The organism is Mesorhizobium sp. P2_F8 (assembly GCF_056403655.1).
In genome coordinates, this window is record NZ_JBFUFB010000002.1 from 145,243 (window position 1) to 161,013 (window position 15,771).

Annotated in this window: 16 protein-coding genes; 5 read left to right on the forward strand and 11 right to left on the reverse strand. The window is 63.7% G+C overall.

Going from position 1 to position 15,771, the window contains the following annotated elements; all coding sequences use genetic code 11:
• Positions 1 to 2: 2 nt before the first annotated feature.
• Both AC1DZP_RS04365 and AC1DZP_RS04370 read right to left on the reverse strand, forming a co-directional pair.
• Entirely contained in the window at positions 3 to 752 is a 750-nt protein-coding gene (locus AC1DZP_RS04365) for an SDR family oxidoreductase (RefSeq protein WP_477228209.1), read from the reverse strand.
• A gap of 227 nt (positions 753 to 979) precedes the next feature.
• On the reverse strand, positions 980 to 2,224 hold the full coding sequence (locus AC1DZP_RS04370; RefSeq protein WP_457151549.1) for an MFS transporter: 1,245 nt from the start codon (positions 2,222 to 2,224) through the stop codon (positions 980 to 982).
• Positions 2,225 to 2,376: 152 nt separating this feature from the next.
• On the opposite strand from AC1DZP_RS04370, the gene AC1DZP_RS04375 reads away from it, so the two are divergent.
• Positions 2,377 to 3,255 (forward strand): AraC family transcriptional regulator, encoded by an 879-nt coding sequence (locus AC1DZP_RS04375; RefSeq protein ID WP_457151548.1) that lies wholly within the window; start codon positions 2,377 to 2,379, stop codon positions 3,253 to 3,255.
• A 22-nt stretch (positions 3,256 to 3,277) separates the two neighbouring features.
• On the opposite strand, the gene AC1DZP_RS04380 is transcribed toward AC1DZP_RS04375, so the two are convergent.
• Positions 3,278 to 4,252: an AraC family transcriptional regulator gene (locus AC1DZP_RS04380; RefSeq protein ID WP_477300346.1), complete on the reverse strand. Its 975-nt coding sequence runs from the start codon at positions 4,250 to 4,252 to the stop codon at positions 3,278 to 3,280.
• Between the two features lie 125 nt (positions 4,253 to 4,377).
• On the opposite strand from AC1DZP_RS04380, the gene AC1DZP_RS04385 reads away from it, so the two are divergent.
• Positions 4,378 to 5,274: an SDR family oxidoreductase gene (locus AC1DZP_RS04385; RefSeq protein WP_477300348.1), complete on the forward strand. Its 897-nt coding sequence runs from the start codon at positions 4,378 to 4,380 to the stop codon at positions 5,272 to 5,274.
• An 18-nt stretch (positions 5,275 to 5,292) separates the two neighbouring features.
• Here AC1DZP_RS04385 and AC1DZP_RS04390 read toward each other — a convergent pair whose 3' ends face one another.
• The 6 genes from AC1DZP_RS04390 to lgt all read right to left on the reverse strand — a co-directional run bounded on the left by AC1DZP_RS04390 (position 5,293) and on the right by lgt (position 11,071).
• On the reverse strand, positions 5,293 to 6,228 hold the full coding sequence (locus tag AC1DZP_RS04390) for a ribose-phosphate pyrophosphokinase (protein WP_019860650.1): 936 nt from the start codon (positions 6,226 to 6,228) through the stop codon (positions 5,293 to 5,295).
• 155 nt (positions 6,229 to 6,383) lie between these two features.
• The gene (locus AC1DZP_RS04395; RefSeq protein ID WP_477300350.1) at positions 6,384 to 7,010 is read right to left on the reverse strand and encodes a hypothetical protein; all 627 of its coding nucleotides are present in this window, start codon (positions 7,008 to 7,010) and stop codon (positions 6,384 to 6,386) included.
• Positions 7,011 to 7,053: 43 nt separating this feature from the next.
• A complete protein-coding gene (locus AC1DZP_RS04400; protein WP_477228203.1) occupies positions 7,054 to 8,205 on the reverse strand; it encodes a M24 family metallopeptidase in 1,152 nt (383 codons plus the stop codon).
• Positions 8,205 to 8,999 (reverse strand): peptidoglycan editing factor PgeF, encoded by a 795-nt coding sequence (gene pgeF, locus AC1DZP_RS04405; protein WP_477228202.1) that lies wholly within the window; start codon positions 8,997 to 8,999, stop codon positions 8,205 to 8,207. Before pgeF ends, AC1DZP_RS04400 begins: the two co-directional genes overlap by 1 nt.
• A 132-nt stretch (positions 9,000 to 9,131) precedes the next feature.
• Positions 9,132 to 10,220, reverse strand: a complete 1,089-nt coding sequence (locus AC1DZP_RS04410; protein ID WP_477300352.1) for a class I SAM-dependent methyltransferase — start codon at positions 10,218 to 10,220, stop codon at positions 9,132 to 9,134.
• Positions 10,217 to 11,071, reverse strand: coding sequence for a prolipoprotein diacylglyceryl transferase (lgt, locus tag AC1DZP_RS04415; protein WP_477300354.1), 855 nt, complete (start codon positions 11,069 to 11,071; stop codon positions 10,217 to 10,219). Before lgt ends, AC1DZP_RS04410 begins: the two co-directional genes overlap by 4 nt.
• Positions 11,072 to 11,238: 167 nt before the next feature.
• On the opposite strand from lgt, the gene AC1DZP_RS04420 reads away from it, so the two are divergent.
• The 3 genes from AC1DZP_RS04420 (at position 11,239) to AC1DZP_RS04430 (ending at position 12,876) form a co-directional block, all read left to right on the forward strand.
• Positions 11,239 to 11,541: an accessory factor UbiK family protein gene (locus AC1DZP_RS04420; protein WP_095090869.1), complete on the forward strand. Its 303-nt coding sequence runs from the start codon at positions 11,239 to 11,241 to the stop codon at positions 11,539 to 11,541.
• 324 nt (positions 11,542 to 11,865) lie between these two features.
• Entirely contained in the window at positions 11,866 to 12,366 is a 501-nt protein-coding gene (locus AC1DZP_RS04425; protein ID WP_006202532.1) for a type III secretion system chaperone family protein, read from the forward strand.
• 150 nt (positions 12,367 to 12,516) lie between these two features.
• Complete coding sequence (locus tag AC1DZP_RS04430) at positions 12,517 to 12,876, forward strand: tRNA-binding protein (protein ID WP_477300356.1); 360 nt, start codon at positions 12,517 to 12,519, stop codon at positions 12,874 to 12,876.
• A gap of 144 nt (positions 12,877 to 13,020) precedes the next feature.
• On the opposite strand, the gene AC1DZP_RS04435 is transcribed toward AC1DZP_RS04430, so the two are convergent.
• Positions 13,021 to 14,043 (reverse strand): glycosyltransferase family 4 protein, encoded by a 1,023-nt coding sequence (locus AC1DZP_RS04435; protein WP_457151537.1) that lies wholly within the window; start codon positions 14,041 to 14,043, stop codon positions 13,021 to 13,023.
• 278 nt (positions 14,044 to 14,321) lie between these two features.
• Complete coding sequence (locus AC1DZP_RS04440; protein WP_095090872.1) at positions 14,322 to 15,737, reverse strand: ATP-binding protein; 1,416 nt, start codon at positions 15,735 to 15,737, stop codon at positions 14,322 to 14,324.
• Between the last annotated feature and the right edge of the window lie 34 nt (positions 15,738 to 15,771).

A 15,771-nucleotide genomic window follows, 5' to 3' on the forward strand; every position in this document is an offset into this window, starting at 1 on the left:
TCTCAGGCGATGCTCAAGCCGCCGTCGATCAGCATTTCCGCACCGACCATGAACGGGCATTCGTCCGAGGCTAGAAACACCACCGCATTGGCAATTTCCTCGGCGGTTCCGAAACGGCCCGCGGGGACCAGGCCGACCACCGCTTTCGCACGGGCCTTCGCCGCTGCCGGATCCAGCCCAAGTTTGTCATTGAGCGGTGTGTCGATCGGGCCCGGGCTGATTACATTGGCGCGAATGCCGCGCCCTATCAGTTCGCCCGACAGCGTCCGCGCCAGCGAAATCATGCCAGCCTTGGCCAGCGAATAGACATGCGTTCCTGCCATTCCCATATGCGCGTTGACCGAGCCGCTGAGGATGATTGATGACGGGTTCGAAAACAGGGGAACGAGCGCCTTGACTAGGAAGTACGGTCCCTTGAGGTCGACATCGATGCTCCTGTCGAACGCTGCCTCGGTCCAGTCGCCAAGCGGCCGCAGATCGGCGATGCCGGCGTTGAGGAAGAGAGCGTCGAGCTTGCCGAAGGTTTCGCCGATCCGCCCGGCAATGTCGCTTTGGGCGGCGGCATCTCCGGCGTCGGAGGCGATGACAAGCACATCGCTGCCCAAGATGTTGCGCGCCTCCTCGAGACGGCCCGCATTGGTGCCGGTAATGGCGACGCGCGCGCCTTCCTCAATGAAACGTTGCGCCGTCACCAGGCCGATGCCGCTGGTGCCACCCGTAATCAGCGCGACCTTGTCTTTAAGCCTGGACATAACAGATTGCCTTTCCTGACGCGGAGCGCTGCGCACTGATCAGTTGCGCCGAGCCCGGTACTTTATTTTCAACGTGAAAGCGTCCGCTGACCCAGCCTTGCCGTTGGCGCCATTTGTTGCACGTGTTTCGAACAACAACAGGCCTATATCCCGCGAATGACGAAAGAATCATTGAGGGCGTGGCTGCTGCCACGCCCTCACGTCAAAATCCTGAAGACTGGCTGATATCAGCTGATCGCCGCCTCCGCCTTCCTGGCTTCCCGCATGTTCGGTAGGAACACCGTCAGCAGGCCGAGCAGTGGCAGATACGAGCAGATCTGGAAGACGAACTCGATGCCCTTCATGTCGGCGACAACGCCAAGCACGGCGGCCGCGATGCCGCCCATGCCGAAGGCGAAGCCGAAGAAGATGCCGGCAATCATGCCGACACGTCCCGGCACCAGCTCCTGCGCAAAGACGACGATGTTGGAGAAGGCCGACGACAGGATCAGGCCGATCAGCACAGTCAGCACCATCGTCCATTCGAGGTTGGCGTAGGGCAGGGCCAGCGTGAAGGGCAGCACGCCGACGATCGAGAACCAGATCATCGCCTTCTGCCCGTAGCGGTCGCCGAACGGGCCGCCAAGCAGGATGCCGAGTGCCGAGGAGCCGAGGAACAGGAACAGCATGACCTGCGACATCTGCACGGAAACGCCGAATTTATGGATGGAATAGAAGGTGTAGTAGCTGGCGAGGCTGGCGATGTAGGCGTTCTTGCTCAACACCAGCAAGGTCAACACGATCAATGCATTCATCACCTTGCGGCGCGGGAAGGGCGAGACGAAGGTTGCCGTCTTGCGGTTGCCCTGTGCGGCACGCAGGCGGCTGTACCAGCCGCCGACCTGCCACAGCACGATGATGCCGATCAGTGAACCGACGGCGAACCATGAGATGCTGGTCTGGCCGAACGGCACGACGATGAAGGCAGCCAGCAGCGGCCCCATCGACTGGCCGAAATTGCCGCCGACCTGGAACAGCGACTGCGCAAGGCCAAAGCGGCCGCCCGACGCAAAGCGGGCGATGCGCGAGGATTCCGGATGGAAGATCGCCGAGCCGATGCCGATCAGCGAGGCGCCGATCAACAGCAGCGAATAGTGCCCGGCATAGGCGAGCACGACCAGGCCGATCAGCGACGACGCCATGCCATAAGGCAGCGAATAGGGCATCGGCCGCTTGTCGGTGACCATGCCGATCACCGGCTGCAGCAGCGATGCGGTCACCTGAAAGGTGAAGGTCAGGAGACCGATCTGCCAGAAGTCGAGGCCGTAATTCTCTTTCAGCAAGGGATAGATGGCCGATAGCAGCGACTGCATGATGTCGTTGATGCAGTGGCAGAAGCTCACCGCCAGGATGACGGTGAAGGCCGTTGCCTGGGCTGAAGCGTGACTGACGGTCGCTGGTGGCGCGACGCTGGCGGCTGTCGTATCGGTCAAGGTAGGCTCCGTGGTCTTTTTGGCGGGCACGCCCGCGGGCAGCTCTGGCGGACGCTCCTGCAGACCGCACTAGGACGGTTGCCTTATAAGCTGCTTGCGGCGCGACTTCTTTCGTGGTTTGGTCCAATAGTTTCGCAAGTGGGCCATACCCAATGCCGCACGGCAGGGAAATCTTTCACGCGGGCAATGCCAACCTCGAGCAATTGCACGAGCGCCGCTGGCTGTGGCTGGAGCAAGCAGTCGGGCCGGCGGTGGCGCTGCCGACCGAATATCCCGACGGCTACCATGTGCCGCAACACCGCCACAGCCGCAACCAGCTGCTGCACGCGCTGGTCGGCGTCGTGCTGGTGACGACGCGGCATGGGCGCTGGATGGTACCGCCTGATCATGCGATGTGGATTCCGGCCGGCACCGAGCATTCGGTCGAGATGCTGGGCGATGTCTCGATGCGTTCGGTCTATGTCATGCCGCAGGCTATTCCGGGGCTGCCGGAAGGCTTGCGCGTGGTCGGCGTCACCGACCTGATGCACAGCCTGATCGTGGAGTCCGAGAAGCTGCCGCAGGGCGGCGTGCTGGAAGGCCGTGGCGGGCTGATCATGAATCTCCTGCTGCATGAAATCCCGACCCTGCCGGAACGGCCGCTCGGCCTGCCGTTCCCGTCCGATCCCAGGCTGGCGGCACTCTGCCGGCGTTTCGTAGCGGCCCCTTCGCCGCATGCGACGATCGACGAATGGGCTGATGCCGCCGGTATGAGCCGCCGTTCCTTCACCCGCGCCTTCCAGCGTCAGACCGGCCTGTCGCTGTCGACGTGGCGGCAGCAGGCCTGCCTGTTCGCAGCACTGCCAAGGCTGGCCGACGGGGAACCAATCACCAGGGTGGCACTCGATCTCGGCTATGACAGCGTGCCGGCCTTCATCACCATGTTCAAGCGCATGCTGGGCGCCTCGCCGCGCGGCTACATGCGCGGTGCGCGTGACAGCGGCGAAGGCATACGTCGGCCAAGCGCTGCGCTTCGATTGGAAAGTCCATGATCTCGGCGTTATGCGCGGCCCTTCAGCCCGCGACCGGCTCGGGCTGGCTGGTAAGGATGATCTCCTCGCCAGGCGGGGCGGAAGCCGGTGGCCGGCCACGGCTGTGTTGGCGCGGCGAACAGCCCATCACCCGCTTGAAGGCGGTGCTGAAGGCGCTTTCCGATTCGTAGCCGAGCGACAGTGCAATGACGGAAACAGGATCGCTGGAACTCGCCAGCCTGTCGCCGGCCAAGAGCATGCGCCAGCGAGTCAGGTAGTCCATGGGGGAAGCGCCGACCATCGCCTTGAATTTCAGCGCAAAGGTCGATCGCGACATGCCGGCGTGCTCGGCCAGCGCCTGCAGTGTCCAGCCATGCGCCGGGTCTTCGTGCATCGCGCCGATCGCCGCGCCGATCTGTTTGTCGGCCAGCGCAAACAGCCAGCCGACGCCGCCCCGCAAGCCCTCGGCCATATGCAGGCGCAAGGCCTCGATCAGGATCATGTGGGCGAGATGCTCGACGATGAGAAAGCCACCCGGCCGCCTCTCGCGCAATTCCTTCATCATCCGCTCCACCGGCCAGCGCAGCGCCGAATGATCGGAGTCGCTGCGGATGCGGACGATCGGCGGCAGCATCCGCAACAGGATGCCGGCATTGTCCCCGGATAGGGCAAAGCGGCTGCTGACGAGAAGGAAATCGCCGCCGCCATTGTGCGAGGTGATGCCACCGGTGCGGGCGGGGGAAAAGATGGTGCGGGCATCGACCGATGGCAGCTCCATGTCGCTGGCAAGGCGGAAAGGACGCCCGCGCGGCAGCAGGAAACAGTCACCCGTCTCCAGCCGCACCGCATCCGCGACGCCCTCCACGGACAGCCAGCATTGGCCGGATACCACGGCACCGCATTTGATGGCTGCCTGCTGGTCGGGGAACTGGATCGACCAGTCGCCACCGGCCTCCAGCCCGGCGGACAGGTAATTGCGCGGCTTCAGCAGCGACAGCACATCTGAGAGCGGATCCATGAGCATTCCGGACGATTGCGAAGATAATACGGACCTTACAGCATAGATCGTATTTCCTCAATCCCGTATCTCCTTCGGCAACGGGCTGTCCATACGGCCCTTGAGCAAACAAAGGAGAAATCGCGATGCGTATATTTGTCACCGGTGCCACCGGTTTTGTCGGTTCAGCGGTTGTGCGGGAGCTCGTTGGAGCGGGCCATCAGGTGCTTGGCCTCGTCCGTTCGGATGCAGGTGCGAGGTCGATCGTCGCTGCGGGCGCCGGGGTGCATCGCGGCGATATCGAGGACCTGGAGAGCCTGCGCAGTGGAGCGGCCCTTTCGGATGGCGTCATCCACACCGCCTTCAACCATGACTTCTCGAAATTCGCGGCGAATTGCGAAGCGGACCGGCGCGCCATCGAGACGCTCGGGACGGAACTCGAAGGTTCCGAGCGGCCCTTGCTCGTCACCTCCGGGCTGGCACTGCTGACGCCGGCCGGTCACGTGGCGAGTGAGAACGACGCGCCTGTTCCTCCATCCGCTTCCTATCCCCGCGCCTCGGAAGTCACAGCCGAAGCGCTGGCGGCACGCGGAGTGTGCGCCTCGACCGTGCGTCTTTCGCCCTCGGTCCACGGCGACGGCGATCATGGCTTCGTTCCGATGCTGATCACGATCGCGCGTAAAAAAGGCGTTTCGGCCTATCTTGGCGATGGAGCGAACCGCTGGCCTGCAGTGCACCGGTTGGACGCCGCAACCCTCTTCAGGCTGGCGCTCGAGAAGGGCGCCGGAGGAGCCAGATACCACGGCGTTGCCGACCAGGGTGTGCCGACGCGGGAGATCGCCGAGATCATCGGCCGCCGGTTGAACCTGCCGGTGGTCTCCAAAAACCGCGAGGAAGCAGCCGACCATTTCGGCTTCCTCGGCCACTTCTTCGGCATGGATTGGCCTGCTTCCAGCGAGCAGACCAGGCAGGCGCTGGGATGGCAGCCGACGCAGCCGGGGTTGATCGCCGACCTCGACGGGCCGAGTTATTTCGAGGTTTGAAGCTGTTTCGAGACAGGCCTAGTCGAACAGGCTCGACACCGATTCCTCGGTCGCCGTGCGCGAGATGGCTTCGCCCATCAGGTCGGCGATCGAGATGACGCGGATGTTCGGAGCGTCGAGCACGCCTTGGGTCGGCTGGATGGAATCGGTGATCACCAGTTCCTGCAGCTTCGAGCCGCTGATGCGGGCGACGGCGCCGCCCGACAGGACACCGTGGGTGATGTAGGCGGTGACGCTGGTGGCGCCGTTGGCCAGCAGCGCATCGGCGGCATTGCACAGCGTGCCGCCGGAATCGACGATATCGTCGATCAGCAGGCAATCCTTGCCGGCAACGGCGCCGATGATGTTCATCACTTCCGATTCGCCCGGACGCTCGCGGCGCTTGTCGACGATGGCCAGCTGCGCGTCGAAGCGCTTGGCCAGCGCACGGGCGCGCACCACGCCGCCGATGTCGGGTGACACCACCACGACATTGCCGAGCTGCTTGTACTTCGCCTTCACGTCGCGGGCCATGACCGGCACCGAAAACAGATTGTCGGTCGGGATGTCGAAAAAGCCCTGGATCTGGCCGGCATGCAGGTCGAGCGTCAGAACACGGTCGACGCCGGCGCGCGTGATCATGTTGGCGACCAGCTTGGCCGAGATCGGCGTACGGCCGGAGGCGCGGCGATCCTGCCTGGCGTAGCCGAAATAGGGAATCACCGCCGTGATGCGCTTGGCCGACGAGCGCATGAAGGCATCGATCATGATGAGCAGTTCCATCAGGTGATCGTTGGTCGGGAACGAGGTCGACTGCAGGATGAAGACATCCTCGCCGCGCACATTTTCCTGGATTTCGACGAAGATTTCCTGGTCGGCGAAGCGCCTGACACTGGCCTTGCCCAGCGGGATGTTGAGATAGCGGGCGACCGCTTCGGCCAGCACCCTGTTGGAATTGCCCGCGAAGAGTTTCATACACCGTTCCTGGTGGAGGATGGAGAGATCAGACAGACTCTCCTGCACCTTTTAACCGGGCTTTTAGCGGCCCGCGCCGGTATTGCAAGCGCCGAGATCGGGAATCCGCCGGCTAATCTCAAGAAAGCCTCGCGCCATCGCCAGTGGGCAACACCTCAGCCCGCCTTGCCGCCGAGCCAGGCCGCGAACTGGTCGATGGTCTGGTCGGCGATTGCCTGCATAGTCGCCGGTGAGACCCCTTTCCAGCTATCGCCGCCCCCGCTGTCGCCGGATTTTGTCGAAGCTGCCTTCTGCTGGCCGTTGATGCGGTGCAGCCGGTTGCCGGCCGGGTCGTAGACGTCCCAGACATAGATGACGGTGGTGTCCTTGCCTTCCGATATCGCCGAGAAATAACCCTTGAGCACATGGGTCGCGGTCTGGTCGGTGCTGCCGGCAAGCGTGATGCCACGTTGCCTGGCGCGCGTCTGCAATTCCGCCGTCAGCGGTGTGGCGGCTTCCACCGAAGCACCGACGATCGGCGCGATCTGCAGGCGGGTCTTCGACAGGATGGCAGCACTTTGGGCTGGTGTGACCGGCGTGGTGGTGGTTGCGGGATTGCCCGCAATGGCGGGGTCGGTGGTCGACGGGGCGGGGGCGGCGCTACCCTGGGTGCCGGGCGTCGACGGCGTCGAGGTCGCCGGCGGGGTGATGGCTGACGGTTCGAGAACGTCCTTTGCGTTGGTGCAGGCGGCAAGAGCCAATGCCACAAGCAATGACACGGTCGTCACATGCGATCGTCTCATTTGCCTTCTAACTCCTTGGCGAAGCACGCCTCCCATTGTGGATTCACTGTACGATCAAGTCGAGATCATGGCGGGACAGCGGCTTCGGCTGGGATTCGGTGGTCAGGTAGGTGCGGCCAAGCGTCATCGCCGTCTCGGTGTCGGAATCCATGATGATCATGTGGGCGAACAGCGTCATGTTCGGCGCGATCGGCTCGGGGTTGCCCTGGTAGAACATCGGCATGTCCATCCAGGACGGGGTGAAGCGGGCGCCGACCGAATAGCCGCAGGCGTTCAGCCGGTGCTTGGTCAGGCCGTGCGCCTCCATGGTGCGGGCGTGGGCATCGAACACGTCGCCGAAGCTGTTGCCCGGCGTCATCGCCTTCTCGACGGCCAGAAGTGCTGCGCGGGCGGCGTCGAACAGCTCCTGATGGCGCTTCGAGACCTTGCCGGTGAGCACGGTGCGCATCATCGGCGCATGGTAGTGGTTGAAGACGCCAGCCCATTCAAGCGTCATCTGATCGTTCTTGGTGAGCTTGCGGCGGCCGGACTTGTAGCGACACAGCAGCGCATCGACGCCGGATCCGATGATGAACTCGTTGGCCGGATAGTCGCCGCCACCGGCAAAGATCGCCCCCTGCATGGCTGCCAGGATCAGCGCTTCGTCGCCGCCCTGCTTGATCAGCGGCAAGGCCGCGTCGAGCGCGTCGTCGGAAAGGTTGGCGGCCTTCTCGGCCTTGGCGATTTCGGCCGGGCTCTTGAACAGGCGCAGCCGGCCGACGATGCCGGACGCGTCGGCGATCTGGCCAAAGGTCTGCAGCTGTTCGTCCAGCCGCCGGCCATTGTAGGCGGTCAGCCCGTGGGTGTCGTATTCGACGCCGATGCGGGCGCCGAGCAGGTCGAGCTCGTTGAGCAGATTGCGCAGGTCGACCGCCGGATTGGCGCCGTTGCGATCGGTCCACAAGACGATGTTGTCGATGATCGAGGTCTGGCGCGCCTGGCGCAGGTCGGCCGAGCGGGTCAACAGCACCATCGAACCATCGGCCTTCACCACCAGGCACTGGAAGAAGCAGAAGCCGAACGTGTCGTAGCCGGTCAGCCAGTACATGCTTTCCTGGGCGAACAGCAGGATAGCGTCGAGCTTCTTCTCGGCCATCTCGATCATCAGCCGGTCGCGCCGCGCATCAAATTCCGAACGTTCAAAATGCAGCGCCATTATTGCTTCTCCAAAACGATTGCCGAAACCTGCCGGCCGTAATCGGGCTCCTTGCGGTGCGTGGTGCGCCGGTAGGAGTAAAACAGATCTTCCTCGGCATAAGTGCAGCGGCCGAGGCCCTCGGCCGTCACGCCGGCCTTAGCCAGCCGGTCGACCGTGTAGCGATTGAGGTCGAACATCGCATGGCCGGCGTTGGCGGAGGGTACGAAATAGCGGATGTTTTCAGCGTCGGCCTCGACGAAACGGGCGACGAATTCCGGCCCGACCTCATAGTTTTCAGGGCCGATCGAAGGGCCGAGCACGGCAACGATGTTTTGGCGGCTGGCGCCAAGGCTTTCCATGGCGAGGATGGTGTTTTCCAGCACGCCGGTGAAGGCGCCTTTCCAGCCGGCATGCGCGGCGCCGATGATGCGCGCCTGCGTATCCGCGAACAGCACCGGGCCGCAATCGGCGGTCGAGGCACCGATGGCGATGCCCGGCCGGTCGGTGACGATGGCGTCGGCCTTGGGCCGCTCGCCGGCAAAGGGCTCGCGCACGACAATGACATCGGGAGAATGGACCTGCCAGGCGGTCAGCAGATGGCTCGCCGGCACGCCCATCCAGGCGGCGACACGGCTGCGGTTCTCGGCGACCAGCGCCTGGTCGTCATTCGATCCGGTGCCGATGTTGAGGCCCTGGTAGATGCCGCTGGAAACACCGCCGAGGCGGGTGAAATAGCCGTGGCGGATGCCATGCGCCTGCGCCTTGTCCAGCAGGGCCGACCGAACGGGATCCGGTTTGGTCTGATTCAGCATGCGGGCGTTGTTGTCCGTGTGGGCGGTTTCGTCAAGGAGAAGTGCTTTTCGACAAGAAGGCGGGGCAGAGTTCGGCTGGCGGTCCGAACGGTGCTTGCCGGACGGGAGATTGGGAGAGGCGGCAGTGAAAAGTCAATCCGCCGTGGCAAAGGGCCGGACGGCCATGTCGCGGGGGAGCACGGCAAGCACCTTGAACAGCTCGCCCATGGCTTGCGCGCCGGCGAGGCRTTCGACGTCGTCGGCGATCTTGTCGCGCGCCGTCTGGTCGGCATCGGCGCCGAGCCGGCCGGCACGCTCGAGAATGCCCATGCCGAGCAGGAAGCCGCCTTGCGTCGACAGATGGGCGTCGAGCCCATGCGCGCGGACGGTTGCGGCAAGAGCGGCGAAATCGACGTGGGTCGTCAGGTCGGCCTCGCCGGGATTGGCCAGCACATCTTCGTGATCGTGCCTGCGCAGAGCCTGCAGCGTGTCGCCGACACCTGGCCGGAGGTGGCCATAGTCCACGAACAGGCCGGCTCCGCCATGCGTAATTATGCGTTCGGCAATGGTCGCCATCAGGGCTGCGCGTGCCGGCGCGACCTCGACGATCGCGCCTTGCGGCGCGTCGGTGGCGTCGTCAGGCAGCAGTGTCGGGTCGACCGAGCCGGCGCCGGCAAAGAAGCGCAGCTCACTGGTCTCGTCCAGACCGACCACGCGTTCGCGCCAGCCGGCGCCGGCGCGGACGAACTGGCGGATGGGCACGGCATCGAACAATTCGTTGCCGACGATGAACAGCGGCTGTTGCGGCAGCGTGTCGATGGTTTCGTGCCAATCGATCGCGAATGGCGTCGTGCCGAGCGTCTGTTTCTGAACTTCTGTCAGGCGTGGGCTGGTCTCGATCATCGCGAAGCCGGCGCCTTTGGCCAGATCAGGATCAAGTCGCGACAGCGTGCGCAGCATGTCGTTCATCAGCGTGCCGCGGCCAGGACCGATCTCGGCGACGGTGACCGGCAGCGGCCGGCCGCTGGCCAGCCAGGCCTGGTAGAGCCAGATGGCGACGAGTTCGCCGAACATCTGGCTGATCTCCGGCGCGGTGATGAAGTCGCCGGCCGCGCCAAAGGGTTCGCGCGTCGTGTAGTAGCCGTCCACGGGGTCGAACAGGCACATCGCCATGTATTCGTTGACGGGAAGCGGCCCCGACGCCTCGATAAGGCCGACGATGCGGGTCCTCAGCCGTGTCATGCCGGCTGCGGCTGTGGCACCGGCTTGGCGGTCACCATCGCCCAGATGCCGACCAGCACCATCGGCGACGACAGGATCATGCCCATGGTCAGCCAATTGGTGCCAAGGAGATAGCCGAGCTGCTGGTCGGGCTCGCGGAAGAATTCGACGAAGATGCGCGACAGGCCGTAGCCGCAGATGAAGGCGCCGCCGACGAAGCGCGGCGTCTTCAGCTTGAGGCGCGAATGGGTGAGGATGCGCAGGACGAGGAACAGCACCACGCCCTCCAGCAAGGCCTCATAGAGCTGGCTAGGATGGCGGGCAAACGGCCCGCCATTGGGGAATTCGATCGCCCAGGGCACGTCGGTGGGGCGCCCCCAAAGCTCGGAATTGATGAAATTGGCGACGCGCACCAGGCCAAGGCCAACCGGCACACCGGCCGCCACCACGTCGAACAGCGACCATGTGCGGATGCCGCGCTTGATGGAAAACAGCGTCATGGCGAGGATGACGCCGAGCAGGCCGCCATGGAACGACATGCCGCCCTGCCAGAGAGCGAAGATGTCGAGCGGGTGGGCGATGTAGCGCGGCAGGTCGTAGAACAGCACGTAGCCCGTGCGGCCGCCCAGTACGACGCCGATGGCCGCCCAGACGATGAAGTCGTCGAGGTCCTCCGGCTTCATCGGCAGGACGCCGTTCGGCCACAGCCTCGCATTGGCGGCGAGCCGCTTGGCGTACCACCAGGCGAACAGGATGCCGACGATGTAGCCGACGCCGTACCAATGTACCGCCAGCGGCCCGATCTGGATGAGGATCGGGTTGATGTTGGGGAAGGGCAGGGAGGCCAGCGGCAGCAGGAAATAGTCGTTCAACAGGGAACTCTCGGTTGCGATCGCATTTGGGCGCGGACCATGCGGCAGGGTTTTGGCAGGGTCAAGGCAAGGCGGACGTTCCCGACTTGATGCCGCAGCAGGGCGCAACATGCTTGCATTCCAAGTGCAGCGCTACTAACTCAAATAACGGTAAGCGAGGATCTGCCATGTCGACCGGACCGAACCGCATTCTCGATGAATTCGCCAAGCTGATGACCGATGCCGCCGGGGCCGCCCAAGGCGTGCGTCGCGAAGTCGAGACCGCCTTCAAGGGCCAGGCCGAACGCATCCTCAACACAATGGATGTGGTTCAGCGCGAAGAGTTCGAGGCGGCGCGCGAGATGGCCGCCAAGGCCCGGGAAGAAAACACCCGCCTTGCAGAGCGTATCGAGGCGCTCGAGGCCAAGCTTGCCGAATTGACCGGACAGGCCGCACCGGCGGCGGCGGCAAAGCCCCGCGCAAAAAAATAATCATTAAACTTTTCCACATAGCCCGATCCTGAAAAGCGCTTTGCCGTGAATCGCTTAACGGCGTTGCATGAATCTTTGTGACAGCGGCTTTCCACATGCGAATGACGCAGTGCGAAAAATTGGGCTGTTCACGCGACTCCCGATCAATAGACTGAATTTGTTGCATGATTCGGAGCAGGGTCATGTGGCCGGGCGGTGGGGTCCGGTCTGGGGGTCTTTGCGTCGAGAAGTCCTGGCCGTCCGAGTTCTAGACAAGATTGTTCGTTGTGTGTGCCCTCCCGCGGAGCGTGTGGCGGCGCTCCTCAGAACGACAGGAAGCATTCCATGGAACTTCTCGAACTCGAATTCTCCCGCGAGATCCATCCGGTGGATGTTATCGAGCAGGTGGCCCACAACAACGACTGGTCCTTTGAGCGGGCCGGTGATGACGAGATTTCGATCTCGGTTGCCGGCAGCTGGACCGACTATCACGTCTCCTTCTCGTGGATGGAGGATTTCGAGGCGCTGCACTTGGCCTGCGCCTTCGACATCAAGGTGCCGGAGGCTCGCGCACTGGAAGTGATGCGGCTGCTGTCGCTCATCAACGAACAGATGCTGTTCGGCCATTTCGACCTCTGGGAGCAGGAAGGCGCGATCATGTTCCGCCAGTCGCTGCTCCTGGCCGGCGGTGTCGAGCCGTCGAGCCAGCAGGTCGAAGTGCTGCTGTCGTCGGCGCTGGAAGCCTGCGAATGCTATTTCCAGGCGTTTCAGTTCGTCGTCTGGTCGGGAACCTCGGCCAAGGACGCGCTGGCCGGCGTGCTGTTCGAGACCTACGGCAACGCCTAGAGCCCGTTCCGTCCCGATGGAATCGGGATAGGGCTCTATCTCATTGTTTGAGCATGATCTCTGGACAAACAGTTTCCGTTTGTCCGAGAAAACGGGAGTCCACTTTTCGGGATCATGCTCTAGAGCGACGGCAAGGCAGACAAGACAGAGATGAGTTCGAGCAGCGAGCGCAAGCCCGAGATCAGTTTTGCCGACTTCGATCGTGTCGACATCCGCGCCGGCACGATCGTCGAGGCAGAGCCGTTTCCCGAAGCGCGCAAGCCGGCATTCAAGCTTAAGATCRATTTCGGCGCCGACATCGGCATCAAGAAATCCTCGGCCCAGATCACCAAATACTATACGCCCGAGACGCTGATCGGCCGGCAGGTGTTCGCGGTGGTCAATTTCCCACCGCGCCAGATCGGTCCGTTCATGTCGGAAGTGCTGACGCTCGGCTTTCCCGACGAAGAGGGTGCCGTGGTGCTCGGCGCCATCGAGCGCAGGGTGCCGGATGGCGGGCGACTTTTTTAGGACGTTCTGATATTCAGGTGAGGCCGGCTTGCGAACGGCGGTCTCCAGCGCTTCCGGTGCTCACGCACCCAAACGGGTCTCGGGGCCCGCCATTCTCAGCTTGGCCTGACCTGAACTAGACACATCCTGAGGCCACGATACTTCTCAGGCAGCCAGTTTCCGCGGCATGCCCAGCGCTTCCTCGACCGTGTCGAGAAACAGTTCGGCGCAGGCTTTCCAGCTGTAGCGCATGGCGCGTTCGCGCGCCTCGGCGCGGTCGACGTTGAGGGCGGCGAGTGCTGCCTCGCGCAGATCGGTCGACACCGCGCCGCCAAAACCGTCGCCGACGATGTCGATCGGACCGGTCACCGGATAGGCGGCGACCGGCGTGCCGCTGGCCAGCGCCTCGATGATGACATTGCCGAACGTGTCGGTGCGGCTGGGGAAGACGAAGACGTCGGCCGAGGCGTAGATCTCGGCCAGTTCGTCATTGGGACGATGGCCAAGGAAATGCGCTTGCGGATATTTTGCCTTCAGCTTGGCCAGTTCCGGACCCTCGCCGACGATCACCTTGCTGCCGGGCAGATCGAGGTCGAGAAAGGCCGAGAGGTTCTTTTCGATGGCGACGCGGCCGACGCAAAGGAAGATCGGGCCGGGAAAGCCGAGATCCTTCTTCTTGTCCGGTCGGAAATGGCCGGTGTCGACGCCACGTGTCCAGGGGCGAAGCTTGTTGAAGCCACGCGAGGCAAGATCGTCGGCGAGCGACTGCGTGGCGACCAGCGTGCCCTGGCCGGAATTGTGGAAATCGCGCAGCCAGCGATAGGCCCAGCTTTCCGGCACCGGCAGGCGGGCGCTGAGATATTCCGGAAAGCGGGTGTGATAGCTGGTGGTGAACGGCCGGCCGGCATTGCGGCAATAGCGTCGCGCCATGATGCCCAGTGGTCCCTCGGTGACGAGGTGGATATGGTCTGCCTTGCCGGCTTCGATCAGGCGCGCGACATGGCCGGGCGTGGTCAGCGCCAGCCGGATGTCGGGGTAGGTCGGCAAGGGCAGCGTGCGAAAGATGTTGGGTGTCAGGAAATCCACCGCGACATCGAAGGATTTCAGCGTCTCGGTCAGTCGTTCCAGCGTGTGGACGACGCCATTGACCTGTGGGCGCCAGGCGTCGGTGACCATCAATATGCGCATGGCGGCCCTTTGCTCGAAAGGTCGACGGTTGCCTTGAGACGATGCCGGAACGGCGACCAGCCTGCGGCTCTCGCTTCGCTCCAGCGCACCCGGGCGGGCGCGGGATCGAAGTGAGGCGGCAAGGCCGAATCAAGTGAGGTCGCGCGCTTCATGCGCGCTCTTCACCATGGTTTCATGACGGGCGGATGAAGCAGTCGTCTAGCTAAGCATGATATCTGGACAAACAGTTTCCGTTTGTCCGAGAAAACCGGTTTCCACTTTTCGGAATCATGCTCCGATCAGGCCGGAACCTTGATGACGGCGCGCAGGCCGCCGAGCGGGCTGTCGTCGAGAGTGATGTCGCCGCCATGGCTGCGTGCGATATCGCGGGCAATCGACAGGCCGAGCCCCGTGCCGCTGGCATCGAGGTTGCGAGCTTCGTCGAGCCGCACGAAGGGCTTGAACACGTCTTCGCGCCTGTCGAGCGGAATACCGGGGCCATCGTCGTCGATGGTGACCAGCAGCGAGCCGCGGCCATGGTTGGCGTTGACCTCCACCGTCCTGGCATAGCGGAAGGCGTTGCCGATGACGTTGGACAGCAGCCGGGCAAAGGCGTTCGGCCGCACATGCACATCACGGTCGCCAACAAGCGTCGTCGACAGCTTGCGCTTGCGCAATCCGGCTTCCTCGTCGAGCTTTTGGAAATAGGCCTCGAGATCGAACCGCCCGGCATCCTCGGAAGCCTCGCCACGGGCAAAGGCGAGGTAGCCTTCGAGCATCGACTGCATATCGTCGATGTCCTGGTCGAGCGCCGCCTTGGTCTCGGCCTTGCCGCCGGCCAGCGCCAGTTGCAGCTTGAAGCGGGTGAGAATGGTTCGCAGGTCATGGCTGACGCCGGTCAGCATGGCGGTGCGTTGCTCGATCTGGCGTTCAATGCGCTCGCGCATCTGGATGAAGGCAAAGCCGGCGCGGCGAACCTCCTCGGCGCCGCGCGGCCGGAAATCGCGCGGCATCGGCCGGCCCTTGCCGAAGCTTTCGGCCGCCTCGGCGAGCGTCAGGATGGGCCGGATCTGGTTGCGCAGGAAGGGGATGGCGATCATCAACAGCACCAGCGAGGTGCCGACCATCCAGATCAGGAAGATGTGGGTGTTCGAGGCATAGGCCTGGCTGCGGCGCACGAAGACGCGCAGCACCTTGCCCTCAAGCTGGACGCGCACCTCGACGATGTTGGAATTGCCGACCGTGTCGATCCAGAACGGGCGGTTGATCTGGCGGGTGATTTCGGCCGAAAGAACATCGTCGAGGATCGAGAAGAAGGGCTTGGGCCCGGGCGCGGGCAGCGGGTCGGGCGGCAAGAGGTCGACCTTCAACTGCATGCGGTCCTGGGCGATCCGGATGATGTTGGCGTAGTCGGCGTCGTGCGGATAGGTTTCGATCATGTCGATGATGGCGGCGATGTCGCGCACGGTGGCCTGCGACAGACGCTGCGTCACGGTTGCCCAATGGCGTTCCATGAAGACGAAGGCGACGACCGATTGCAGCAGGATCATCGGCGCGATGACGATGATCAGCGAGCGGGCATAGAGCCGCTTCGGCATATACAGCGAAACGAGACGCCAGAACCGGTTCCAGGCACGCGGCACCGCCTTGAGCGTGCGCGCGGCGCGTGCGCTCAAGCCGTTATTGCCCGGCTGTTGCAGTTCCGTGGTTGCCATTCGCTCTTTTCGTTTGCCCGCAACCGTTCGACCG